This window comes from Marinobacter koreensis, from assembly GCF_023156285.1.
Lineage (GTDB): Bacteria > Pseudomonadota > Gammaproteobacteria > Pseudomonadales > Oleiphilaceae > Marinobacter > Marinobacter koreensis.
Window position 1 is genome coordinate 94,692 of sequence record NZ_JAKZAJ010000005.1, and the last position, 22,863, is coordinate 117,554.

Annotated in this window: 22 protein-coding genes and 1 tRNA gene; 10 read left to right on the forward strand and 13 right to left on the reverse strand. The window is 59.2% G+C overall.

Features of this window, described 5'->3' with window-relative positions; all coding sequences use genetic code 11:
• The first annotated feature begins 12 nt into the window (after window positions 1–12).
• The 3 genes from MLD04_RS14210 to lipB are packed head-to-tail and all read left to right on the forward strand — an operon-like array spanning window position 13 to window position 2,123.
• Entirely contained in the window at window positions 13–1,179 is a 1,167-nt protein-coding gene (locus tag MLD04_RS14210) for a D-alanyl-D-alanine carboxypeptidase family protein (protein ID WP_248159732.1), read from the forward strand.
• A gap of 30 nt (window positions 1,180–1,209) precedes the next feature.
• Entirely contained in the window at window positions 1,210–1,479 is a 270-nt protein-coding gene (locus MLD04_RS14215) for an HP0495 family protein (RefSeq protein ID WP_248159734.1), read from the forward strand.
• A 5-nt stretch (window positions 1,480–1,484) separates the two neighbouring features.
• The gene (gene lipB, locus MLD04_RS14220) at window positions 1,485–2,123 is read left to right on the forward strand and encodes a lipoyl(octanoyl) transferase LipB (RefSeq protein ID WP_248159736.1); all 639 of its coding nucleotides are present in this window, start codon (window positions 1,485–1,487) and stop codon (window positions 2,121–2,123) included.
• Between the two features lie 5 nt (window positions 2,124–2,128).
• Here lipB and MLD04_RS14225 read toward each other — a convergent pair whose 3' ends face one another.
• Entirely contained in the window at window positions 2,129–3,211 is a 1,083-nt protein-coding gene (locus MLD04_RS14225) for a GGDEF domain-containing protein (protein ID WP_248159738.1), read from the reverse strand.
• Between the two features lie 251 nt (window positions 3,212–3,462).
• On the opposite strand from MLD04_RS14225, the gene MLD04_RS14230 reads away from it, so the two are divergent.
• The gene (locus tag MLD04_RS14230) at window positions 3,463–4,914 is read left to right on the forward strand and encodes an ABC1 kinase family protein (protein WP_282451940.1); all 1,452 of its coding nucleotides are present in this window, start codon (window positions 3,463–3,465) and stop codon (window positions 4,912–4,914) included.
• On the opposite strand, the gene MLD04_RS14235 is transcribed toward MLD04_RS14230, so the two are convergent.
• The gene (locus MLD04_RS14235; RefSeq protein ID WP_248159742.1) at window positions 4,848–5,297 is read right to left on the reverse strand and encodes a YqaA family protein; all 450 of its coding nucleotides are present in this window, start codon (window positions 5,295–5,297) and stop codon (window positions 4,848–4,850) included. The genes MLD04_RS14230 and MLD04_RS14235 overlap by 67 nt on opposite strands.
• 170 nt (window positions 5,298–5,467) lie before the next feature.
• On the opposite strand from MLD04_RS14235, the gene MLD04_RS14240 reads away from it, so the two are divergent.
• Window positions 5,468–5,722 carry a GrxA family glutaredoxin gene (locus tag MLD04_RS14240; RefSeq protein WP_248159744.1) on the forward strand — a complete coding sequence of 85 codons (255 nt, stop codon included), beginning with the start codon at window positions 5,468–5,470 and terminating at the stop codon, window positions 5,720–5,722.
• A 79-nt stretch (window positions 5,723–5,801) separates the two neighbouring features.
• Here MLD04_RS14240 and MLD04_RS14245 read toward each other — a convergent pair whose 3' ends face one another.
• A complete protein-coding gene (locus MLD04_RS14245) occupies window positions 5,802–7,064 on the reverse strand; it encodes a 6-phosphofructokinase (protein WP_248159746.1) in 1,263 nt (420 codons plus the stop codon).
• 155 nt (window positions 7,065–7,219) lie between these two features.
• Here MLD04_RS14245 and mpl point away from each other — a divergent pair, with 155 nt between their 5' ends.
• The 3 genes from mpl to MLD04_RS14260 all read left to right on the forward strand — a co-directional run bounded on the left by mpl (window position 7,220) and on the right by MLD04_RS14260 (window position 10,566).
• Window positions 7,220–8,635, forward strand: a complete 1,416-nt coding sequence (mpl, locus tag MLD04_RS14250; RefSeq protein ID WP_248159754.1) for a UDP-N-acetylmuramate:L-alanyl-gamma-D-glutamyl-meso-diaminopimelate ligase — start codon at window positions 7,220–7,222, stop codon at window positions 8,633–8,635.
• 18 nt (window positions 8,636–8,653) lie between these two features.
• Window positions 8,654–9,307 carry a flavin prenyltransferase UbiX gene (locus tag MLD04_RS14255; RefSeq protein ID WP_248159756.1) on the forward strand — a complete coding sequence of 218 codons (654 nt, stop codon included), beginning with the start codon at window positions 8,654–8,656 and terminating at the stop codon, window positions 9,305–9,307.
• Between the two features lie 119 nt (window positions 9,308–9,426).
• Entirely contained in the window at window positions 9,427–10,566 is a 1,140-nt protein-coding gene (locus tag MLD04_RS14260) for an acyl-CoA dehydrogenase family protein (protein WP_248159758.1), read from the forward strand.
• 52 nt (window positions 10,567–10,618) lie between these two features.
• Here the strand turns inward: MLD04_RS14260 and MLD04_RS14265 are convergent, their stop codons facing one another.
• From MLD04_RS14265 to atpD, 9 genes are read right to left on the reverse strand one after another with little or no spacing between them, the layout of a single operon-like run.
• Window positions 10,619–11,584, reverse strand: a complete 966-nt coding sequence (locus MLD04_RS14265) for an LOG family protein (RefSeq protein ID WP_248159759.1) — start codon at window positions 11,582–11,584, stop codon at window positions 10,619–10,621.
• Window positions 11,581–12,459, reverse strand: coding sequence for a F0F1 ATP synthase subunit gamma (locus MLD04_RS14270; RefSeq protein WP_248159762.1), 879 nt, complete (start codon window positions 12,457–12,459; stop codon window positions 11,581–11,583). The genes MLD04_RS14265 and MLD04_RS14270 overlap by 4 nt, the downstream gene beginning before the upstream one ends.
• A complete protein-coding gene (locus MLD04_RS14275; RefSeq protein ID WP_248159764.1) occupies window positions 12,443–13,945 on the reverse strand; it encodes a F0F1 ATP synthase subunit alpha in 1,503 nt (500 codons plus the stop codon). Before MLD04_RS14275 ends, MLD04_RS14270 begins: the two co-directional genes overlap by 17 nt.
• A complete protein-coding gene (locus tag MLD04_RS14280; protein ID WP_248159766.1) occupies window positions 13,938–14,684 on the reverse strand; it encodes a F0F1 ATP synthase subunit delta in 747 nt (248 codons plus the stop codon). Before MLD04_RS14280 ends, MLD04_RS14275 begins: the two co-directional genes overlap by 8 nt.
• Before the next feature lie 28 nt (window positions 14,685–14,712).
• Entirely contained in the window at window positions 14,713–14,991 is a 279-nt protein-coding gene (locus MLD04_RS14285) for an ATP synthase subunit c family protein (protein ID WP_248159768.1), read from the reverse strand.
• A 25-nt stretch (window positions 14,992–15,016) separates the two neighbouring features.
• Window positions 15,017–15,682 carry a F0F1 ATP synthase subunit A gene (locus tag MLD04_RS14290; RefSeq protein WP_248159770.1) on the reverse strand — a complete coding sequence of 222 codons (666 nt, stop codon included), beginning with the start codon at window positions 15,680–15,682 and terminating at the stop codon, window positions 15,017–15,019.
• 10 nt (window positions 15,683–15,692) lie between these two features.
• Window positions 15,693–15,962: an AtpZ/AtpI family protein gene (locus tag MLD04_RS14295; RefSeq protein ID WP_248159772.1), complete on the reverse strand. Its 270-nt coding sequence runs from the start codon at window positions 15,960–15,962 to the stop codon at window positions 15,693–15,695.
• A 7-nt stretch (window positions 15,963–15,969) separates the two neighbouring features.
• Complete coding sequence (locus tag MLD04_RS14300) at window positions 15,970–16,374, reverse strand: F0F1 ATP synthase subunit delta/epsilon (protein WP_248159773.1); 405 nt, start codon at window positions 16,372–16,374, stop codon at window positions 15,970–15,972.
• Entirely contained in the window at window positions 16,371–17,765 is a 1,395-nt protein-coding gene (atpD, locus tag MLD04_RS14305; protein ID WP_248159775.1) for a F0F1 ATP synthase subunit beta, read from the reverse strand. Before atpD ends, MLD04_RS14300 begins: the two co-directional genes overlap by 4 nt.
• Window positions 17,766–18,083: 318 nt before the next feature.
• On the opposite strand from atpD, the gene MLD04_RS14310 reads away from it, so the two are divergent.
• Complete coding sequence (locus MLD04_RS14310; RefSeq protein ID WP_248159777.1) at window positions 18,084–19,850, forward strand: hypothetical protein; 1,767 nt, start codon at window positions 18,084–18,086, stop codon at window positions 19,848–19,850.
• Between the two features lie 147 nt (window positions 19,851–19,997).
• Here MLD04_RS14310 and MLD04_RS14315 read toward each other — a convergent pair.
• A tRNA-Leu gene (locus MLD04_RS14315) sits at window positions 19,998–20,084 on the reverse strand.
• Between the two features lie 258 nt (window positions 20,085–20,342).
• Between MLD04_RS14315 and rnr the strand changes: the two genes are divergently transcribed.
• Entirely contained in the window at window positions 20,343–22,859 is a 2,517-nt protein-coding gene (gene rnr, locus MLD04_RS14320) for a ribonuclease R (RefSeq protein WP_248159779.1), read from the forward strand.
• The last annotated feature ends 4 nt before the right edge of the window (window positions 22,860–22,863 follow it).

Genomic DNA, 22,863 nt, shown 5'->3' on the forward strand with positions numbered 1-22,863 from the left:
ATGAATGGACCCATGGCTTTAAACAACCTTTTGCGTTCCCTTTCCGTGGTACTCATGCTTGTCTTTGCCCTGACCGGCAAAGTGATGGCGCAGTCGGTACTGATTCCCTCGCCACCGCAGATTGCGGGGAGCTCCTACGTACTGATGGACCCCAAGAGCGGCAGCATCATCATGGACGAAAACAGCCACGAACGGCTTCCGCCGGCGAGTCTGACCAAGATGATGACGGCCTACCTCGTGGAACGGGAAATGGCGGAAGGCCGCATTTCCATGGACGATATGGTGCCGATCAGCGTCAAGGCCTGGAAAACACCAGGCTCCCGAACGTTTGTCCGTGAGGGGACGTCGGTACCGGTGGAGACCCTGCTCCACGGTATGATCATCCAGTCCGGAAACGACGCCACGGTGGCACTGGCAGAGTATGTGGCCGGCAGTGAGGACGCCTTTGTCGACATGATGAACCAGCAGGCCAAGATTCTCGGCATGAAGGACACGCATTTCGAGAATGCCACGGGGTTGCCACACGATAACCACTATTCGACCGCCTACGATCTGGCGTTGCTCGCTCGTGCCATCATCAACGATTACCCCGAAAATTATTCGATCTACGCCAAGAAGCACTTCACCTATAACAACATCCGTCAGCCGAACCGAAACAGCCTGCTGTGGCGTGACGATAGCGTGGATGGCCTGAAAACAGGCCATACCGAGGAAGCTGGTTACTGTCTTGTGGCCTCGGCCAAGCGCGATAACACCCGTTTCATCGGGGTGGTGATGGGAACACACAGCGCCGATGCCCGGGCCCAGGAAGTTCAGAAAATGCTGAACTACGGCTTCCGGTATTACCAGAGCGAGCGCCTGTTCCAGGCGGGGCAGGAATTGATGCAGGCACCGGTGTGGGGCGGCAAGGCCGATCAGGTATCGGTCGGTATGAACAAGGATGTCTATGTGACCATTCCCCGGGGCTCCCGCGACCAGCTTGAATCCACCGTGGACCTTGATTCTGTGATCAAAGCCCCCACCAAGGTGGGAGATGAGCTCGGTCGTGTAAAAGTTGCCCTCAATGGCGCGGTACTGGTGGATCAGCCGGTACTGGCCCTGAACGATGTACCCGAGGGCGGATTCTTCAAGCGTATCTGGGATGCGATCAAGCTGTTCTTTGTTCAGTTGTTTCAGTAAGGGCGATCCGAGTCCCGGGAGTAGTGTGGCATGAGTGAACCGAAAGCACCGAAAATAGAGTTCCCCTGTGATTACGTGATCAAGGTGATCGGTAACTCTGCGCCCGATTTCAGCGAATTTGTCGTTGAAGTGGTGGAGCAGCACGCCCCGGGGATCACCGAGGCAGACATCTCGGTCACCGAAAGCAGCAAGGGCCGGTTTTCCTCCGTCCAGCTCAAAATCGTGGCGACCGGCGAAGCACAACTCAAGGCCCTGTTCGAAGAACTCAAGGCCAGTGGTCGTGTTCATATGGTGCTGTGACGTCCATGCCAGACCTTATCGTCCGTCGTCTGGGCGAACAGCCCTACCAGGAAACCTGGGATGCCATGAAACAGTTCACGGCGGATCGGGACGGCGCCACGGCCGACGAAATCTGGTGCCTGGAGCACCCCAGGGTGTTTACCCAGGGGCAGGCCGGCAAGGCCGAGCACCTGTTGTTCCCGGGCGACATTCCGGTGATCAAGGTTGATCGAGGTGGCCAGGTGACCTATCACGGGCCCGGTCAGCTCGTGGTCTACCTGATGCTGGATTTGCCGCGGAAAAAAATGGGTGTTCGATCCCTGGTGGATACCATCGAGCAGGGAATTGTCGGCACCCTTGGCGATCTGGGTGTCGAAGCCGCTGCCCGCCCCGATGCGCCGGGCGTCTATGTCGGTGATGCCAAGATCGCTTCACTGGGTCTGCGGGTGCGCCGGGGATGCTCGTTCCATGGACTTGCCCTGAACGTGGCCATGGACATGGAGCCGTTCAGCCGGATCAATCCGTGTGGCTATGCCGGCATGGCCATGTGCCAGGTGACGGACTTCGTTCCCGGGAAGACCGTCGCCGACCTCGAAACACTTCTCGTCCGACACCTGGTCGATGCCTTGTCGTATTCGTCGGTCAGTTACCGGGACGGTTGGTAAGTCCCTCAGTTTCCCGCCGGGAGGGCCAGGTTCCTGCCCCCTTCCTTGGCTCTGTAGAGTGCCTCGTCGGTTCTTTGCAGAAGTCGGTCGATAGATTCGTCGCCCTGGATAGTGCCGACACCAATGCTGACTGTGGCGCCGACAGTGCGATTATCCACTGTGACCGAGGCCGATTCGATCGCGCAGCGGATCCGGTTTGCGGTCTGTAATGCGTCTGTGCTCCCGGTTTCCGGGAGCAACACCAGAAACTCCTCGCCACCCCACCGGGCCGGCGTATCCACCCGCCGACACTGTTCCCGCAAACACTGCGCAACCAGCACGATCAGCTCGTCGCCCGCCTGGTGGCCATAGGTATCGTTGATGCTCTTGAACAGGTCGATGTCCATCAGCAGCACTGAAAACGGTCGCTGGGTCCGCCGATACCGTTGAAATTCGTTTTCCAGTTGTTCGACTGCTTCCCGACGGTTGGCCAGGCCCGTCAGTGCATCGTGCTTGGCGGCGTGCTCGAATTCTGCAGCGAGTCTGAGCAGTCCCAGTTTGCTGCGGCGACGGCTCTGGTCAAGGATGTAGCAGGACACCATCTCGAAACTCAGGACGATGATCATGGATATTCGAAAACTGGTGCTGTAGGGGGAATTGAACAGCGCATCGCCGAGGGGGCTGAATAGCAGGATGAGGCCGGCGATGCCGCCGACGCAGGCGATCACACCCACCCGGGCCTGGCTGATGTAGAAGATGATCGGCGGGTAGGCAAACAGCCAGATGATGGCCGAGCCGTCTTCCACCGCTCTTATCGCAAGAAAGGTGAACAGGGCGATAATCAGGACAATAAAACCGCGGCGCTGCAGCGTCTGGTTGCCAAGCACGAAATAGAGCAGGGCATTGACGCCGAGAAGCACGGCGGAGATCGTCAGGAACGTGGGGACCAGAGCTGCGCTGTCCTGTCTGACGGCGCGCCAGGCAAAGAACGTCAGCAAGGGGATGGCCGCAGCCGTCAGCCAGTTGATCAGGACCGGAACCGGGATTTCACCCCGGACGCGAAACTGGGACAGTTCCTCATCGGGTGTGCGTGTGCCTGCGTGACTCATTGTAGGATCTTGTTATTGTGTTCAGATCAAGGAAGCCGTTCAGAGTTCCATACTAGTCCGTTATGCGATCACGGACTGTGTAAAATCGTAAACGGTCAAGGAAGACAGGTTTAAACCGGACGCTCACGGCAGACATTGGCCCTCAGGCCTCAAAATCGGGGTCGAATCGGTGAGGTTAGGTCGCTAGAGTATCCGTATAATGGATTCATCAGTGGGCGAAAGCCCGAATTCTCTGCACTCACAGGTTGTCCATGTCATCAAGACGTTCAGGATCCACAGTGTCCCGCATCAAAACCGGCAGTTTCGAGCGTCGCCTCAGTCTGACCCGGGCAGGCCTGACGGCAGGAACGCGCATGGCCTCCCACATGGCGACCAACTGGTTCAGCAGCCGGGAAAAGCGCGAGGAGCGCCATCGGGCCATGCTATCGAGCCAGGCGCGTTTTCTGGTCGATGAGCTGGGACGACTGAAAGGCAGCGTGGTGAAAATTGGCCAGGTCATGGCGCTCTACGGTGAGCATTTCCTGCCGGAAGAGGTAACCGAGGCGCTGCATACACTTGAGGACCAGACTACGTCGCTGGAGTGGTCAGCCATCGAGCGGGTATTGAAGGACGAGCTGGGCGCCGACCGGCTCACCGAGCTGGAGGTTGACCCGGAGCCCATCGGCGCTGCCTCGCTCGGGCAGGTTCACAGGGCGGTGCGCCGCAGTGACGGGCTGGAACTGGTGCTCAAAGTCCAGTATCCGGGAGTGGCCGATGCCGTGGACAGCGATCTGAACGCGGTGGCCCAATTGCTCAAGGTGGCGCGCCTGGTGAGCTTTGGCCCGGAATTCAACGACTGGCTGGAAGAAGTCCGTCAGATGATGCATCGGGAGGTGGACTATCGCCTTGAAGCCCGGACCACCGAGAAATTCCGGACCATGCTGGCGGACGATCCGCGGTTCATCGTTCCCCGTGTTCTAAAGGAGTATTCGTCCGAGCACGTGATCGCATCCACCTACGAACATGGGCATTCGGTCGGCTCGTCGGCGGTCCGGGAACTTCCCCAGGATCGCCGGAGTGCGCTGGGCAAAGCGGCCCTGGAACTGTTTTTCCGGGAACTGTTCGTCTGGGGAGAGATCCAGACCGATCCGAACTTCGGCAATTACCGGATCCGGATTGCCGGTGAAGAGGGTGAGGATCCTGGCTATGACCGGATTGTGCTGCTGGATTTCGGGGCCGTACAGTCATACTCCGACGAGTTTCTCCAGCCGGTTATCCAGATGATACGGGCGTCGTACGAGGATGATCTGGACGCGGTCATCGATGGCGGGGTGGCCCTGCGATTCATGAGCATGGACTGGCCGCAGGAGGTGCGCGAAAAGTTCGGCCGGGTCTGCATGTCGGTGCTGGAGCCGCTGGCCCGGGAGCAGGGACAATGGCCGGATTACGCGGTCAACAGCGCCGGCCAGTACCGGTGGAAGCAGAGCGATCTGCCATCCCGAGTCGCTCGACAGGCAGCCCGCTCTGCCATCAGCCGCTATTTCCGGGTGCCGCCGAAAGAATTTGTGTTCCTTAACCGGAAGCTGATCGGCGTGTACACCTTTATTGCCGTGTTGCACTCGGAGTTCAACGGCGAACCGCTCCTTCGGAAGTATCTTTATGGTGCCGGAGAAGGCCCTGACACGCCCGATGCTTCTGCCACCAGCCAGAGTACAAAGGCGTAGCGCAGGCCCTTGCCAATGGCAACCAGAACGACAAAGTTCAGCCAGGGCACGCGCATGATTCCGCCGACCAGTGTCAGTGCGTCTCCGCCGAGTGGCAGCCAGCCCAGTAACAGTGACCATTGACCGTATCGATTGAACCGGTTGCGGGCTTTGTGGAGCTGCATGTCACTGATCGGGAACCATCGCTTGTGCTTGAACCGATCGACCTGCCGGCCAAGGATCCCGTTGACGACGGAACCCAGGGTGTTGCCTGCGGTTGCCCAGAACCAGAGCCACCACAGGCTGAACCCCTGGGTGACCATCCCGCCAAGCAGAACTTCCGAGTAGGCGGGAAGCAATGTTGCTGCGGCAAATGCAGTCAAAAACAGCGTCAGGTATGCCACGGTTTCTCCGGTCTTGATCGATTGCAAGGTCGGGGGCTGCCCATGTCAGTATGGTCACCTACTATGGTTGCCATTCAAAGCATCAATTTTTGTCGGCGGCCCTCTTTCCAGTATCCTGTTCACCAAACAGGTTCACAACACGGTGCGGTGCGCCGTTTCAGGAGGTAATAATGGATCAGGTCACCATCTACGGCCGTTCTTCCTGCGGATTCTGCATGCGGGCCAAAATGCTGTGTGAGTCCATGCAACTGCCCTACACCTGGGTCGATATGGTGGCGGAAGGGATGTCCAAGGCGGATGTTGCGGAAAAGATCGGCAAGCCGGTTCATACGGTTCCCCAGATTCTCGTCGGGCAGCAGTACATTGGCGGCTACGACGAGTTTTCTGTCTATGTCCGGGAACACGCGGCGGAGCTTGCCCGCTGATCACTCCGTCGTTGCGGGCATAAAAAAACCGCCGAGCTCCCTCCCGGGGGCCGGCGGTTTTTTATTTGCTGCCAAAAAGTCAGAGACTGAACTCGGTTTTCAGCTTCTTGTCCACCAGTTCGTTCTTCAGTTTTGCCACCTTTGGCAGTCCGTTCTCGAACGGCGGGAAGCTCTCACCATTGATCAGCGGTGACAGGTAGTCGCGACAGTCCTGGGTGATGCCGAAACCATCATCGGTGATGTAGTGGATCGGCATTTTCTTTTCCTGGTTGGCCACTTCGCTGAGCTGGGCTTCGCCGATCGACCACTGGTAGGGCTTGGCTTGCTCGCGGACGATGGTTGGCATGAGGGCCTGCTTGCCTGCAATGGCCATTTCCACCGCAGCCTTACCCACCGCATAAGCCTGCTCTACGTCAGTCGCAGAGGCGATGTGGCGCGCGCTTCGCTGGAGATAGTCGGCGACCGCCCAGTGGTATTTGTGACCCAGCGCCTGTTTGACCATGTTGGCCAGCGCCGGAGCCACACCGCCGAGCTGGGTGTGGCCGAAGGCATCCTTGGCACCGGCATCTGCCAGGAATCGACCGTCTTCGTACTGGGCGCCCTCGGACGCGACCACGACGCAATAGCCGTAGTCCTTCACGCACTGATCCACCCGGGCAAGGAATGCTTCGCGATCGAACGGAATCTCCGGGAACAGGATAATATGCGGCGGTTCGCCTTCTCCTTGGCCGGCCAGTCCGCCAGACGCCGCGATCCAGCCGGCGTGGCGGCCCATAACCTCAAGGATGAAGACCTTGGTTGAGCTCTCACACATGGACTTGATGTCGAGGCTCGCCTCAAGGGTGGAGGTGGCGATGTACTTGGCAACCGACCCGAAGCCAGGGCAACAGTCCGTGAAGGGGAGATCGTTGTCGACGGTCTTGGGAACCCCGATACAGGTAATGGGGTAGCCCATCTTGTCGCCAATCTGGGACACCTTGTAGGCCGTGTCCTGGGAATCACCGCCGCCATTGTAGAAGAAGTAGCCGATGTCGTGGGCCCGGAACACTTCGATCAGTCGCTCGTACTCGCGACGGTTCTCGGAGATGTTCTTGAGCTTGTGGCGGCAGGATCCAAAGGCGCCACCCGGGGTGTGGATCAGCGCCTGGATGGCGTCGTCAGTTTCAAGGCTGGTATCGATCAGTTCCTCTTTCAGCGCCCCGATAATGCCGTTGCGACCGGCGAATACCTTGCCGATCTTGTCCGGGTGCTTGCGGGCCGTCTGGATGACGCCGCAGGCGCTGGCATTGATGACGGCGGTAACACCGCCGGACTGGGCGTAAAAAGCGTTCTTGATGGCCATCTTGGGCTGGAGCCTCCTGCTGGTTCGACAATGGCGCAGATGATACGCCAAACGTCCCGGATTTTCATGAGCAGGATTGCGGATGGGCCGGGCCTTGACGCCTTCCAGCGTATAGGGGAGGCTTGGCAGGTTTCAACGGAGAGGTCGAATCCAGAATGCACATTCACATCCTCGGAATCTGTGGCACGTTCATGGGCAGTCTCGCGGTACTGGCCCGAGAACTCGGGCACACGGTAACCGGGTCGGATCAGGGCGTGTATCCGCCCATGAGCACCCAGCTGGAGCGTCAGGGCATCAGCCTGATGGAGGGATACCATGAATCGCACCTGGAGCCGGCGCCGGATCTGGTTCTGATTGGCAATGCCATGTCCCGGGGAAATCCCGAAGTCGAAGCGGTGCTCAATCGCAATATCGACTATATGTCAGGCCCTGAATGGCTTTCCCGAGAAGTGCTCCGGCATCGCTGGGTCATGGCGGTTGCCGGCACTCACGGTAAAACCACAACCACCTCCATTCTTCTGTGGATTCTGGATCAGGCCGGTTTCGACCCCGGTTATCTGGTCGGCGGCGTGCCGCTGGATTTCCCCGTATCGGCCAGGTTGGGCAGCAGTGATTTCTTCGTGATCGAGGCCGATGAGTACGACAGTGCGTTTTTCGACAAACGGTCGAAGTTTGTTCACTACCGGCCGCACACGCTGATCCTGAACAACCTGGAGTTCGATCATGCCGATATATTCGATTCGGTCGAGGCCATCGAACGGCAGTTCCATCATCTGGTCCGCACCGTCCCCTCCCAGGGCCTGATTATCCGTCCGGCAGTGGACGCCCACCTCGACACGGCGCTCGCCATGGGCTGCTGGAGTCCGGTTCAGGATACGGCCATCGGCAGTGAGGTGGCACGTATGGCCGACTGGCGTGCAGAACTGCTCGCGGAGGATGGCAGCCGGTTCATGGTGATCCACCATGAGCAGCCGGTGGCCACCCTCACCTGGGATCTGACCGGCCTCCACAACGTGCGCAATGCCCTGTCGGCGATCGCCGCGGCCCGCCATGTTGGCGTTACGCCGGATCATGCCGTCGCTGCGTTGTGTCGGTTCTCCGGGGTAAAGCGGCGGATGGAGTTGCTGGCAGATATTGATGGCGTCCGGGTTTACGATGATTTTGCGCATCACCCGACCGCCATCGAGACAACCCTGCAGGGGCTGCGCAACCGGGTGGGCGAGGAGCCGATCCTGGCCCTGATCGAGCCCCGTTCCAATACCATGAAGCAGGGCGTCCACCGGGACCGCCTGCTGGAGAGTGCCGAGCTGGCAGATCGGGTGCTGTGGGCCAATCTCAATGACATGGAGTGGCTGGAGTCGCTGATCGCCGAATGGCAGGCAGGCCACCAGCACAGCGGACACCATGGTATCGCGGCTTCCGTCGAGGACCTGATTCACACCACGCTGACGGATCTGCCTCGCCCCTGCCATATTGTGTTGATGAGCAATGGCGGCTTCGGCGGCCTTTCCAGCAAACTGGTGGCTGAACTCGAGCGTATCAGTTCCGGTCCGGCGCAACCGGATCAATGACTGACGGGAAACTTCTCCATGACTGACCCAGTATCGACCGGAAAAACCATAAATCTGGCCTTCACTGGCGCCTCCGGAGCTCAATACGGCCTTCGGCTCTTGCAGTGCCTGGTGGCGTCCGAGTGCCGTGTGCATGTGATGATCAGTCGGGCGGCCCAGGTGGTGATCGCGACAGAAACCGATCTGAAGCTGCCTGGATCGCCGCCGGCGATGGAGCAATGCCTGTCGGACTTTGCCAATGCTGAACCGGGGCAGGTGCGCGTGTTCGGTCGTGAGGACTGGTTTGCGCCGCCGGCGTCCGGCTCGGGAGAGAAAGCCCCGCTCGTGGTCTGTCCGTGCAGCACCGGAACCCTGTCGGCTCTGGCGACCGGCGCCAGCAATAATCTGATTGAACGGGCGGGGGATGTTGCCCTCAAGGAGCGACGGCCCCTGATCCTGGTAACCCGGGAGGCGCCGCTCTCCGAAGTCCATCTTGAAAACATGCTGCGTCTGACCCGTATGGGCGCGGTGGTCATGCCGGCCAGTCCGGGGTTTTATCACGACCCGAAAACCATCGACGACCTGGTGGACTTTATTGTTGCCCGCATCCTGGATCATCTGGATCTGCCCCAGCGACTGATGCCCCGGTGGGGGGAAGCACGAGCGGGCAGGAAAGGCCAATCCGGAGACTGATCCCTCGCCCGATGGTTTTGGCCAGCGCGTTTGATGGTTTTCATCATTGAGCGAGGGCGGGCATCGACAGAGACTGGGTGAACGACAACCACAACCGATGTCATTCACCGAGGTTCACCATGATTCCACGCACCCTTTTCGATGCCGACCTGGAAGGATTCCGCGACTCCGTGCGCAAATTCCTGGAGCAGGAAGCGGCACCCTACCACGACCAATGGGAAAAAGACGGCCAGGTCAGCCGCGAACTCTGGACCAAAGCCGGTGAGCTTGGCTTTCTGTGCCCCACCATGCCGGAGGAATACGGCGGTGTCGGGGCGGACTTCCGTTACAGTGCCGTTGTGATCGAGGAGATATCCCGGGCAGGGCTATCCGGGATCGGCTGGGGGCTGCATTCGGACATCGTGGCACCCTATATCCTGAACTACGGTTCTGAAGAACAGAAACAGACCTACCTTCCGAAACTGGCGTCCGGCGAAATGATCGGGGCCATCGCCATGACCGAACCGGGAGCCGGTTCCGACCTGCAGGGCGTGAAGACTACCGCCGTCAAAAAGGACGATCACTATCTGCTGAACGGTTCCAAGACGTTTATCACCAACGGTCAGTTGGCGGATCTGGTGATCGTGGTTGCCAAGACCGATCCCCGGGAAGGCGCCAAGGGGACCAGCCTGCTGTTGGTGGAAACCGCATCGGAGGGGTTTGAGAAGGGTCAGAACCTGAACAAGGTGGGCATGAAGGCCCAGGATACTTCCGAACTCTTCTTCCAGGACGTCAAGGTGCCGGTTGGCAACCTGCTCGGCTCGCTCGAGGGGCAGGGGTTCTTCCAGCTGATGCAGGAACTTCCGGCGGAACGTCTGCAGGTAGCCCTGGCTGCCGTGGCTGCGGCCGAATCCGCCTGGCAGTGGACGCTGGACTATGTCAAAGAACGCAAGGCTTTTGGCAAACCAGTGATCTCCTTCCAGAATACCCGCTTCAAGCTGGCGGAAATGAAGGCGGAAATCACTGCAGCCCGGGTGTTCTGTGATCGATGCCTGGAACTGCACCTCGACAAGAAACTGGATATCCCCACTGCCGCGATGCTCAAGCAGTGGACCACGGACCTCCAGTGCAAGGTCATGGATGAATGCGTTCAGCTCCACGGCGGCTACGGCTACATGTGGGAATACCCGATTGCCCGGGCCTGGGCCGATTCCCGGGTACAGCGGATCTACGCGGGCACCAACGAGATCATGAAAGAGATCGTTGCCCGGTCATTCTGATGGGGAGTGCCAGCGGGGAGACCTCGTTTCCCCGCTGGCAGGACGCCCGCGCTCAGTCTGCGAACAGATCCGAACCGTTGGACTGGTGCCACTGGATAATCCCGTTCCAGATGTCGTCGGCGGTCTCTGCATACCAGAAAAGATCCCGATCCTCCTCGTCGATCACACCCTCATCTACCAGAAAATCCACGTCAAACACACGGCGCCAGTATTGCTCGCCCACCAGGATCACCGGAATTGGCTGGATCTTCCGGGTCTGCGCCAGTGTGAGAGTCTCGAACAGCTCGTCCAGGGTGCCATAGCCGCCGGGGAACACGACCAGGGCCCGGGTGCGCAGCAGGAAGTGCAGCTTGCGGAGCGCGAAGTAGTGAAACCGGAAACAGAGGTTCGGAGTGATATAGGGGTTCGGATACTGCTCGTGGGGCAGGGTGATGTTGAGCCCGATGGACTTGCCCTGGACGTCAAAGGCGCCCCGGTTGGCGGCTTCCATGATGCCCGGACCGCCGCCGGTCATGATCACCAGCTCGCCATCGCCAAGCGTCTTCCCGGCCTTTCCGACTCGCTGCCCGAACGCCCGCGCTACTTCGTAGTAGTGGCTTTTGGCAAGAATGCGCTCGGCAACCCGCAGGTGCCGAACCAGCTCCGGATCGTCCGGTGAGGCCGCCAGCTCCTCCTTGAGGGCCCTGACCCTCTGGCGGGCGGTTGCCGGTTCCGTGATCCGGGTGCTGCCGAACACCACGATCGTGTGGGAAATGTTGTGTTGCTCCAGCAGGAATTCCGGCTTCTGGTAGTCAATCTGAAGGCGGACCCCCCGGGTTTCATCCAGATTCAGGTAGTCGATGTCCTGATCGGCCTGGCGATAGCCGGGACTTTCCGTCAGTATCCGGATCCGTTCCGGTGCCGAGAGATCCTCGCTTGCCGCCTTGGGCTGACACTCGGGCAAAGGCTGTCGCCGGAAATGGGGGTGCGGAGGCGTCGGAATTCCGGGCACTGCGGTCGTGGACTTTTTTTCTGTCATGACGGGGCCTTCTTCGCGAATGGGTGGTCATCGCCGGTGTCGCCCTTCACGGCGGAGGCGTTGAGCAGGATGACCTCAATTTCTTCGATGATTTCTTCCTGCCGAAGTGCATTGGCGCGGCGGGTCAGTTCCGAGGCTTTCTCGTCGAGTTTCCTGACCGCCCCGTCCAGGTGCGTTACCCGGTTCAGGTTCTCGGCGTTGAGGGACGTCGAGAAAATTTCGTGCAGCTCCGAAAGAAGATACTGCTCGGAGAGTTCTTTCAGAAGTGCTTCTGGCTCCATGTGGATCAGGGGTTCGCCGGTGTTATCGGGCGCTGAGGGGGCCAGCTCACGGAATGACGGCAGAAGCTGCCGCAGATCGATCTTATCCGGTTCCGTGTGGTAGAGGCAGGAAAGGTTCAACGCACCGTGCTTTGCCTGCAACGCTGTCAGGTGTTCAACCAGTCGATTCAGTAATTCCGGGATATCCTCACTGACGGTTGCGCCAGCCAGGGAAACTTCCACTCCGGGGTGGTTGCCCATCGGAGTCAGCAGTTTGTGACCAATAATCACCAGGAGTGGTGCCGGAGCGTCGGCCTCCATCATGGAATCGATGTGGCGCGCAAGTTTCTGGTTGAAGTTGCCGCAAAAACCACGCTCAGTGCCAACCACGACCAGCACGCTCTTCGCACGGTGGTCTGCCGGCAGAAGGTCGGGAAAATGGGCCAGAAGGTCTGCCGCCGCCTCCTCGATGTTGCGACTCAGCGCCTGCTGGGAGGCGAGAAGGCGTGCCAGCTTTCGATTCTCCATGTAGGCCAGTGTCTTCATGGAATTCATGATATTCCGGATGTCCGCAAGGCTTTCCCGGTGAAGCTCGAGATCATGCCGGTTGCTCATTGTCTGCCTCCCCGGTATCAGGTAACAGCCACTGGGCAACGGCCGAACTCCAGTCCTCCCTCGGGCTTTGCAGGTCCAGAGCCGATTCTGTTGCGGCTCGATCAAGGTACTCCAGCCTGGTGGCAATCCTGTCGAGTTCAATGTGTTCGAAGCAACGGTCGTTGAAGGCGATCAGCCAGGCCAACTGGGCCTTTTCATTCAGTGGGCTCAGGCGATCCTGCTTGAGGATTTCCCGCAGTACCTGGCCACGACGGATGGCCGCTTCCATGGTCGCCTCCAGCCGCGCGCCGAACCGGGTGAAAACCTCCAGTTCCAGAAATTGGAGGTAGTCCAGTTTCATCCGTTTTGCCTCGTCCTTGATACAGCTGTGTTGGGCCTGACCGCCAATCCGTGACACAGATCGACCGATGTCGATCGCGGGTCGAAAGCCACTGGCGAACAGAGTGCGGTCGAGATAGATCTGGCCATCGGTGATCGAGATCAGATTGGTGGGTATGTAAGAGGCGATTTCCCCCTGTTGGGTCTCTACGATGGGAAGCGCCGTCATGCTGCCGCCCCCCAGAGTGCCCTGCAGACAGGTGGCACGTTCCAGCAACCGCGCGTGCATCGAGAAAATGTCGCCTGGGTAGGCCTCTCGCCCCGGCGGTCGACGGAGCAGCAGTGACAGCTCGCGATAGGTTTTCGCGTGAGTCGAGAGATCGTCGTAGATTACCAGGACGTCGTGGCCCTGCTGCATCCAGAACTCGGCAACCGCGCATCCGGCAAAAGGCGCCAGATGCTGCAAGCCGGGGAGGCCGCTGGCTTCGGCCACCACAACAGTGGTGTAGTCCAGGGCCTGATATCGTTGGAGCGTTTCGATGGTATTGACGACCGTGGATCGTTTCTGGCCGATCAGCACATACACGCAGTAGACGTGCCTATCACGCTGGTTGATCACCGTGTCGATAGCAATGGAGCTGCGCCCCAGCCCTTCATCACCGATCAGGAGCTGCCGCTGGCCCTTGCCGATGGGGATCATGGTGTCGATGGTTCTTATGCCCGAATACAACGGCTCTTGAACGAAGTCCCTCGAGGTAATTGGCGGCGAGGGCGCTTCCAAAGGCTGGTAACTGCTTGGGATGGGCGGCGGTGCATCGTCCAGGGGAATGCCCAGTGGATCGATGACCCGGCCAAGAAGGGCGTCGCCCACCGGTACCGACAAGCCCCGTCCGGTACGGTGGACCGAGGTGCCAGCCGTCAGGCGATCGGTGTCGTGGAGCAGTATTGCGCCAAGAAGATCTTCGTTGATGTCAAAAACCATGGCCCGGCTGCCATCGTCGAACTCCAGCACATCGTCCATCGCGGCTGAGGGCAGGCCGGCAATCCAGGCGATGCCGTCGCCTACGGAAATGACGGTTCCCCGTTCGCGGATACGCAGGGTGGGTTGATAGTGGTCCAGCCAGCGTGACTGCTCGGCCAGAGGACCCGGTTTTTCCGTTTCAGACATCGCTATGAAATTCCGTGAAGCCTTTCAGTTCATCTTGCACATTGGCAGCCAGCGTCCAGGCCCCGAGTGTCACCCGGATCCCGGCAACCAGATCCGGATCAACCCGGAACTCGGGCGGTTTATCCGATCCCGATATCCTGGCCAGGTGATCTGTCAGGTGCTCCTGCGTCTGTTCATTGAGTGGATAGGCTGAAAGCACCGTCACGGCCGGTGTCGCGTTGGCCTGTTGACGATGGATGCTTTCGAGTTTTTCCGGAGGCAATTGCGACAGCTGCGTCGTGAACAGGTCGATCAGACGGGACTCGAGCTCCGGCCCGGCTGCCTGCTCAAGAAGGTGCGTGGCGAAACGGGCCCCTTGTTCCAGTGCGGCTGATTCCATCGCCCTGGTTGCCACTGCCTGCCGGTTTTCCTCCGTTGCCCGCAGTTTTTCCCGGGCCTGCCCGAGTTCCTGCTTCAATGCGTCCAGACGACGGGCCCGCTCGGTCTCCAGTTCCCTGGACAGTGCATCCCTTGCCTGCTGCCGCTCCTCTCGCCAGGCACTAATACGGCCCTCGTACTGTTCGCGCAGATGCTCGGCTTTCTCTTCCAGGGCCCTGGCATCGGTCATGGTTTTTTCGATCTCGGCCCGGCGCTGGGCGATTACCTGCATAACCGGCCGGTAAAAGAAACGCTTGAGGACCCAGACCAGGACCAGAAAATTGATGACTTCGAGAATGAACGTGCTCCAGTTCAGTTCCACGCCGGGATCCTTTTCTTCGGTTCAATAATCAGCTTGAGGTGCCAGGCAACAGATATTCGAGAAGGGGGTTCCGGAACAGCACAATCAGCACGATGACCAGTACATAGATCGCCAGCGATTCGATCATTGCCAACCCGATAAACAGGGTGCGCATGATTGAACGTTCCGCCTCAGGTTGACGGGACAGCGCTTCCATCGCACGGCTGATCGCCCAGCCCATGGCAACGGCGGGCAGCATCACGCCAAGAGAGATACCCAGCACAGCCACCACAGTGGAAGCCAGAGCAAAGGTGGAAAGATCCGACATAGCGTTACTCCTTGTCAGGCAAAGCTCAATGTTGTGACTGGATGCCTCCAGCCACGTAAATCAGGGCCAGCATTCCGAAAATATAAGCCTGAACCAGCGCTTCCACGATATGCAGCATCAGTATGGGTACCGGTGCGAGAAAACCGGCCACCACAAGGATCAACAGTGCCGCCATCTCCAGACTCATCATGTTGCCGAAGAGCCGGATCGCGAGTGCGACGGTTCTTGTGATTTCGCTGATCAGGTTGAAGGGGAGGAGTATGGGGCTCGGGCTGAGATAATGCTTCAGATAGCCTCGGAAGCCCCGAACCCGGATGCCGAACCAATGGGTCGATAGAAATACCAGCAACGCCAGCGCGGCGGTTGCTGAGAGATCCCGGGTGGGGGAGTGAAAGCCTGGAACCAGACCCGCAAGGTTGGCGATCACCAGAAAAATCCAGAGGCTGCCGACAAATGGCAGTAGCTGGCGGGCATGTTGTGGCGCGACTTCGGCGACTGCACGCTCAATGGTCAGGACAACGCCCTCGGCGGCGGTTTGCAGAGGCCCGGGATCCAGTTTGAGTCGTCTGGACAGTAGCCATCCGCATACTGCCAATGCCAGTGTGATCACCCAGGAAGTGACGACCGTACTGGTGATGTCCAGGGGGCCAAGCGAAAACACCGGGGCGATGGTCAATGATTGGTCCGCCATGATTGCCCTTCTACTCCCGCAGAAACAGATATACGTTGATTGCCCCGACCATGACCCCGACCAGAATAAGACTGATGGTCCATCGGGTGGAGTAGCCCGCCAGCTGACTGTCGAGCCAATGCCCGAGGTAGGCGCCTCCTACGGTGGGAAGCACGAACAGCAGTCCGAGGGTGCCAATGTAGATGGTTTGCGCCATGAGCGTGGGTTTGTCCGCTTCTGCCTGTCGCATTCGACGGGCCTGGCGTTCGACCTGCTTCTTCAGATTGTTTTGCCGTGTCATGGTGCCGTCATCCGATCTCTTTTCGTCCCAACTCCCACAAGCGCCGGAACACCGCGTTTTCCATGTTGTGCAGGCTTTCCTTTACTGAGTGTAGTTTCTCTTCTTCCTCCACGAGTTGTTGCTGCAACGCCTCACTGATTCGATCGTAATCGTCATCGACGATAAAACGTCGGGTGCTGATGGTCAGTTGGTCTTGATGGAAGTAGAGCACGGCTGCGGGCATGGCGACATACCGCCAGTTCTGGTCCTGTATCCGAAAACGGGCGAGGCCGATCGTCAACACAGAGATTGTCCGGCAGTGTCCCGCCATGATGCCGAAACTGCCGGACACGTCCTCGCCGACAAAGGACCGCACTCCGGAAATCGTCTCTGCGTGGGTGGCATCCTGAAGCCGCAACTGAAAGGTTTTCATGATACCCCTCCGGACATGGTGCCCCGCATATAGCAGTGGTCCTCGGGTACCTCGTCAAAGCGACCGGTCAGGAACCCGTCGCAGTCGGTCAGGGTCTGCTCCACCGGTACCGAAACGCCGGTCATACCGGTGTGTGAGGCGGTTGCCCAGAAGGGTTGGGTCAGATATCGCTGAAGCTTCCTGGCCCGCATCACGATTTTCTGATCGTTCGCGGAGAGTTCCTCGATGCCCAGCATGGTGATGATATCTTCCAGTTCCTGATAGCGCGCCAGATGTTCCCGGACGCCCTCGGCGATTTCGAAATGTCGCCGCCCCAGGGTCTGTCGATCCATGAAGCGGCTGCTCGACTGCAGGGGGTCGACGGCCGGGTAGATGCCCTTGCCGGCCTGGGTGCGGGACAGTATGACCGTGGTATCGAGATGGCTGAGGATGGCTCCCACGGCCGGGTCGGTCATATCGTCGGCAGGCACGTACACCGCCTGGACCGAGGTGATGGCACCCTCGGATGTGGAGAGGATCCGATCCTCCATTTCCGCCACTTCGGTGGTCAGTGTGGGTTGGTATCCCACGGTGGCCGGCATTCTGCCCAGCAGGCTGGACACTTCACTGCCGGCTTGCACGAAGCGGAAGATGTTGTCCATGACGAAAAGGACTTCTTTCTGGAGGCTGTCCCTGAGGTATTCCGCATAGGTAAGGGCCGAGAGCCCGACACGGAAGCGAACGCCCGGCGATTCGTCCATCTGGCCAAACACCATGAGTGTTTGCGGAAGAACACCGGCATTGCGGATTTCATGCCATAGCTCGTGGCCCTCGCGGATCCGTTCGCCCACGCCTGCAAATACGGAGACTCCCTGGTGCAGGGTGGCAACGGCGTGCATGAACTCCATGATCAGCACGGTTTTCCCGACACCGGCGCCTCCGAACAGGCCTGTCTTCCCGCCGCGGAAGAACGGGCAGAGCAGGTCTATCACCTTGATGCCGGTCGGCAGGACCTCGCCGGCTCCGACCGACTGGTGTAGCGGTGGGATGCGGCTGTGGATGTTGCGAAAATCACTGGCGGGTAACGGCGGGCCATCATCCAGGGGCGCGCCAAAAATATTCAGCAGGCGCCCGAGACACCCGGGCGCCACCGGAACATGCAATGGGGCTCCTGTGTCGAATACCGGCATGCCCCGGTAGAGCCCGCTGGTACGGTGCATGGTGATGGCTCGAAGATGTCGCTCGTCCAGATGCTGATGCACCTCGAACAGGTAGTGCTCGTGGTCCACCCGGGCCTTTAACGCCTGTCGAAGCGGCGGAAGGCGGTTAGTGGCAATAATGACCACGGGACCGTGTACTTCCGTAATGAAGCCGATCGGAGACGCATCTGTCGGGGCTGCAGTTTCTGTCATCGCCAAACTCACCGGAACCCGGGCAAAGCCTGCCCGGCTATCCCGATAGTAGAACAACCCGGGGCTTTCCGCTCCGATCGCCCTGTGTTCTCTTGATCTGGCTCAGCGAGCGTTACCTAACTTTACAATTTGCCAAGCCTATCAAGGTTCAGTCTCGCCACATCCCATAAAGTAACTGATCAGATTCCACGATGACGGACCACGGTTACCGACATGATGCGACGACTCGCTGTTTCCCTTTCTCTGCTGCCAGTCATTCTTTCCGGATGTGGCAAGGACTCCACCGAGTTGCCTGTCGATGGTCGGGATTTCGATGGAGTGGCCTACAGTGAACCCGCGCCGTACATGGGGCGGGTGATCGACGGCTACCTGGAAAACGCCCGGGTCTGGCTGGACATGGATGGGGACGGGCAGTATACGGCAGGCCCGCTGAGCCTGGAGTTGAGCAACGGAAACACCGCGGTGCTGGATTCCGGCGAACCGACCGCCATGACGGGGGCAGGCGGGCGATTCTCTCTCGACATATCCGAACTGGCGTTGCCCGCAGAGATCGGGCCCGATCTGGACCCGGGTGATTATCCGCTGTATGCCGTCGCGTTGCCGGGAAAGACGCTTGAGCAGACTCCCGGTGGCCCGGTTGCGGTCGAGCACGCTTACCTGCTGTCCGCGCCTCCCGGCGTTCGGAATGTGACGCCGCTGACCATGCTGGCCCGTTATCGCACGCTGGCTGGGTTAGGATCATTCCTGGAAGTCTCGGAGAAACTTTCCTCCAGCCTGGATAACATCAATTTGCTTCGGGACTATGTGCTGGCAGGGGATGAGCGCGCCCATGCTTATGCGCGAGCTCTGGCTAGATTTACTGCTAGTCAAATGCCGACTAAGTACAACAGCTTGCTTTCCAAGGCCGATAGTGATGGAACTGAGCGTTATCCCAAAACTGGTCTTAATACTCAGGCAATTTTCATGCTCGGTGTTTCTCTGGTCCAGAATGCCGCTGACGTTATCGCAGTGGTAGATCAGGCGGCCCCCGGTGATTACGGCAGTGTGGATGTCGACAGCCTGAATCTTCCGTATGTACCGCTGAAGTTCGAGAATCCCAAACTCCTCACCAATCAGCGCATCTACGCTCAGGCCGATACTTTGCCAACAAATAGATCGAACCTTGTTCTATCGGCCGAGCTGCATTTTGACTACGCGGAGGACGGCCGGTTGATCGGCATCTCGTCTGATGGTTGCATGAACCCCTCCATGCCGGAACTGGCCCGCCTGATTGACGTGAACGGTGACATGAGCTTGCTCGATGCCCAGTGGCTGCCGTCGGTGTCACTCTCCGTGCAAAGCCGCAATTTCTATGAGAGCCCGGGCATCGATGAGCGCCTGATCTTTGACTGGGACAACGCGCGCATCTATTTCGAAACGGCCACCACCTGCCATGAAGCGGAGGGGATTTCTGCAGGTTCCTCCGAGCTGTCTGGCAGTCCTGAAGTGACCTATCGCTGGACCCGGAGTGGTGGGGAGTTGTCCGAGCTGATTGCGGAAATCCCGCAGAGTGGTTCCACTCTGATGAGGACGCTGGTTCCGCGAGCTGTGCAATCCAATCTTTCTCATTTTCGTGGCTATACGTTGAAAGAGAACGGCAATGTCATCGCCGACCTCTCATTCGATGGAACAGAAGTGCCCCTGGATCTCTGCAGTTCTTCTTCGGCAGATGCTGGACAGGTTTCGACTACCCAGTTCCCTTACGCCTATTCCGGTGATATCAGCGGTGATTACTCAGACGTGCTGCAGGTTGAGGCGGAGTATGACAGGCGAGTTTCTGGTGGAATCGCTCTGAATCGCTTGTTGCATTACGCGTTCAGGGACACGTCCATGGCAGATCTGGCGTCGGGATTTGAGTGGGTAATGTTCTATCCGTCTGTGCTTGATCCCGAGAATCCGAACCTGATTGCAGATGCCTACCTCAAGGCTTATGACGGTACCCGAACTTGCGGCCTCAGTTACGATGAGCCGCCATATTCCGTGTATGCTCGAGTCCAATACAACTATCAGACACTGTCGGATTATCTGGTGGGATTGCTGAACTGATGCGGGGCGTGTCGGGTCTGCAAGCGCGGGCCCGGCGACAGGTCTGTCAGATCGTCAGCGTGGCTTGGGCGAACGTAGTTTGATCGCGGGTTATGGGGCGAACGATTTAAGAGGGGATTCGATAATGCCATTTCCTGGGGGAGGAAATGGTGCCGAGGAGAGGACTTGAACCTCCACGGGGTTGCCCCCACTAGCACCTGAAGCTAGCGTGTCTACCAATTTCACCACCTCGGCAGGTGATATGCAGTGATCTTATCTTGATGAATTCTAAAGCGAATTCAGTCTGATCATTGCTGGCTGAGGGGTGCCCCTCAACCGATGGCGCGTACTTTAATAATTCCCGTTGGGGCTGTCAAACATTTTTTGCAAAAAAGTGTCGGCGGTAATTGTGCCTATTATAAGCCCCTTGTTAGGCAGGTTAGCCGCACCAACGTTATACTGCAGCAAATCACACATTCCGCACGCCAGTGCGGCGATGAGACAAGGATCCGAATGGCTTCCAGAAAAAAAGGCAATGTTGATCCTCACGCTACCCGTGAGGCTCAAAAGTACGAAAACCCTATTCAGAGCCGGGAGTTCATCCTCAAGCACCTGAAAGACCGAGGTGCGCCTGCCACGCATGAAACTCTCTGCCAGGAACTCGGGCAGACTGAACCCGAGGGTATCGAGGCGCTCCGCCGCCGCTTGATTGCGATGTGCCGCGACGGCCAGCTCATCTGCAACCGGCGTAACGCGTTCCTCCCGATCGACGAAGCCCAGCTCGTTACCGGAAAGGTGACCGGTCATAAGGACGGCTTCGGCTTCCTGATTCCGGACGACGGCAGTTCCGATCTGTTCCTCACGGCGCGGCAAATGCGCCAGGTCTTCCACGGCGACCGTGTTGCCGCCCGGGTCGACCGGATCGATGACCGGGGGCGTCGGGAAGGCAAGATCGTGGAGGTTCTTGAGCACAACACCCATCAGACGGTAGGTCGGTTTTTCCGCGAGAGCGGCATCAGCTTTGTGGTGCCTGAGAATGCGCGGATAAACCACGAAATCCTGGTGCCCGAAGAGCACGCCGGCGAGGCCAGTCATGGTCAGTACGTGGTCGTGGACATCATTCGTCAGCCGACGGTCCGGACCCAGCCCACGGGGCGGGTTGTCGAGATTCTGGGCGAACACATGGCTCCGGGAATGGAAATCGACGTGGCCATCCGCTCCTATGATATTCCCCACAGCTGGCCCGACGAAGTCGGGGAGCAAACGGCCGCGATCGCCGAGGAGGTCCGGGAAGCGGACAAACAGAATCGTGTCGATATCCGGGATCTGCCGCTGGTAACGATCGACGGCGAGGACGCCCGGGATTTTGACGACGCCATCTACTGTGAGCCGCGGTCCAGGGGCGGATATCGTCTGCTGGTTGCCATCGCGGACGTATCGCATTACGTAAGGCCCGGAACGCCTCTGGACGAGGAAGCGCTCAAACGGGGCAACTCGGTGTACTTTCCGGACCACGTGGTGCCCATGCTGCCGGAAAAGCTGTCCAACGGGTTGTGCTCCCTGAATCCGGGCGTGGACCGCCTGTGCATGGTGGCCGACATGACGATCAGTGCGAACGGTCGCATCAGTGGCTACACATTCTACCAGGCCGTCATGCACAGCCATGCACGGCTGACCTACAACAAGGTCAGTGACATCCTGGAGCGTCCGGACTCGGAGCCCGGATATCGGCTGAGTCAGCAGTATTCGGCGGTTCTGCCGCAGCTTTACAACCTGTATGAACTCTATAAGTTGTTGCGCTGGGCGCGCACGGAGCGCGGGGCGATTGATTTTGAAACCACCGAGACCCGCATCATCTTTGATGCGAACCGGAAGATTGAGGAAATCGTTCCGGTCCACCGTAACGACGCCCACAAGATCGTTGAAGAGTGCATGCTGTGCGCCAATGTGGCGACGGCCCGCTTCCTGAAGAAGCACAATACGCCGGCGCTCTATCGGGTCCATGAAGGGCCATCCGAAGAGCGCCTCGCAGCGCTCCGCCTGTTCCTCGGCGAGCTTGGCCTGCAATTGCGTGGCGGAGATTCGCCCACCTCGGCCGACTACCAGGAGCTGCTCTCCCAGGTGTCTGACAGGCCGGATGCGGATGTCATCCAGACTGTCATGCTGCGATCACTCAGCCAGGCTGTCTATAGTCCGAAGGAGAGCGGCCATTTCGGGCTGGGCTTCGCCAGTTATGCCCATTTCACGTCGCCGATACGCCGCTACCCGGACCTGATCGTGCACCGGGCCATCAAGTCCCGGATACATAAAACGGAGGTCCAGAACGATGTGGTCACGCCACCGGCTCCGGACCAGGAGCTGGCTGAGTATCCCTATGACTATGCCCGGCTTGAAGAACTGGGCGAGCACACCTCCATAACCGAGCGTCGGGCTGACGACGCGACCCGCGATGTGATGGCCTGGCTCAAGTGCGAATTCCTGAAAGATCACGTGGGCGAGGAATACGGAGGCGTCATTGCGGCCGTCGTGCCGTTCGGTTTCTTTGTGGAGCTGGCGGATATCTATATTGAGGGCCTGGTTCACGTGTCCACCCTCAGTGGAGACTATTTCCACCACGATGCGGCCAAGCATCGGCTGATCGGCGAGCGCACCGCCATCAGCTTCCGACTCGGTGATGAGGTTCGGGTGCGGGTTGCCCGGGTGGGGCTGGAAGATCGGAAGATCGATCTGGAACTGGTCAGTCAGCCCCGGCGTCGGAAAGCCGATCGGGAGGCTCTGGAGGTGTCCCGGCATGACCGTGGTGACAAGCCGCGGGGCCGCAAGGATCGAGGCGGTAATAAAGGCGGTCGCGACAAGGCGCGCTCCGGCAACCGCAAGGCCGGCGCCGGAAGCACCGGTTCGGGCAAGCGCGGCAGTGCCAAGGCCGAACTGGTGGCCGAAGCGGCCCGTGAGGCGGCCCGCAAGCCTGGTAAGAAGGGCGGCAAGGGTTCGGCGACCGACCGCAAACCAAAGCGAAAGTCTCGCAAATAATCCA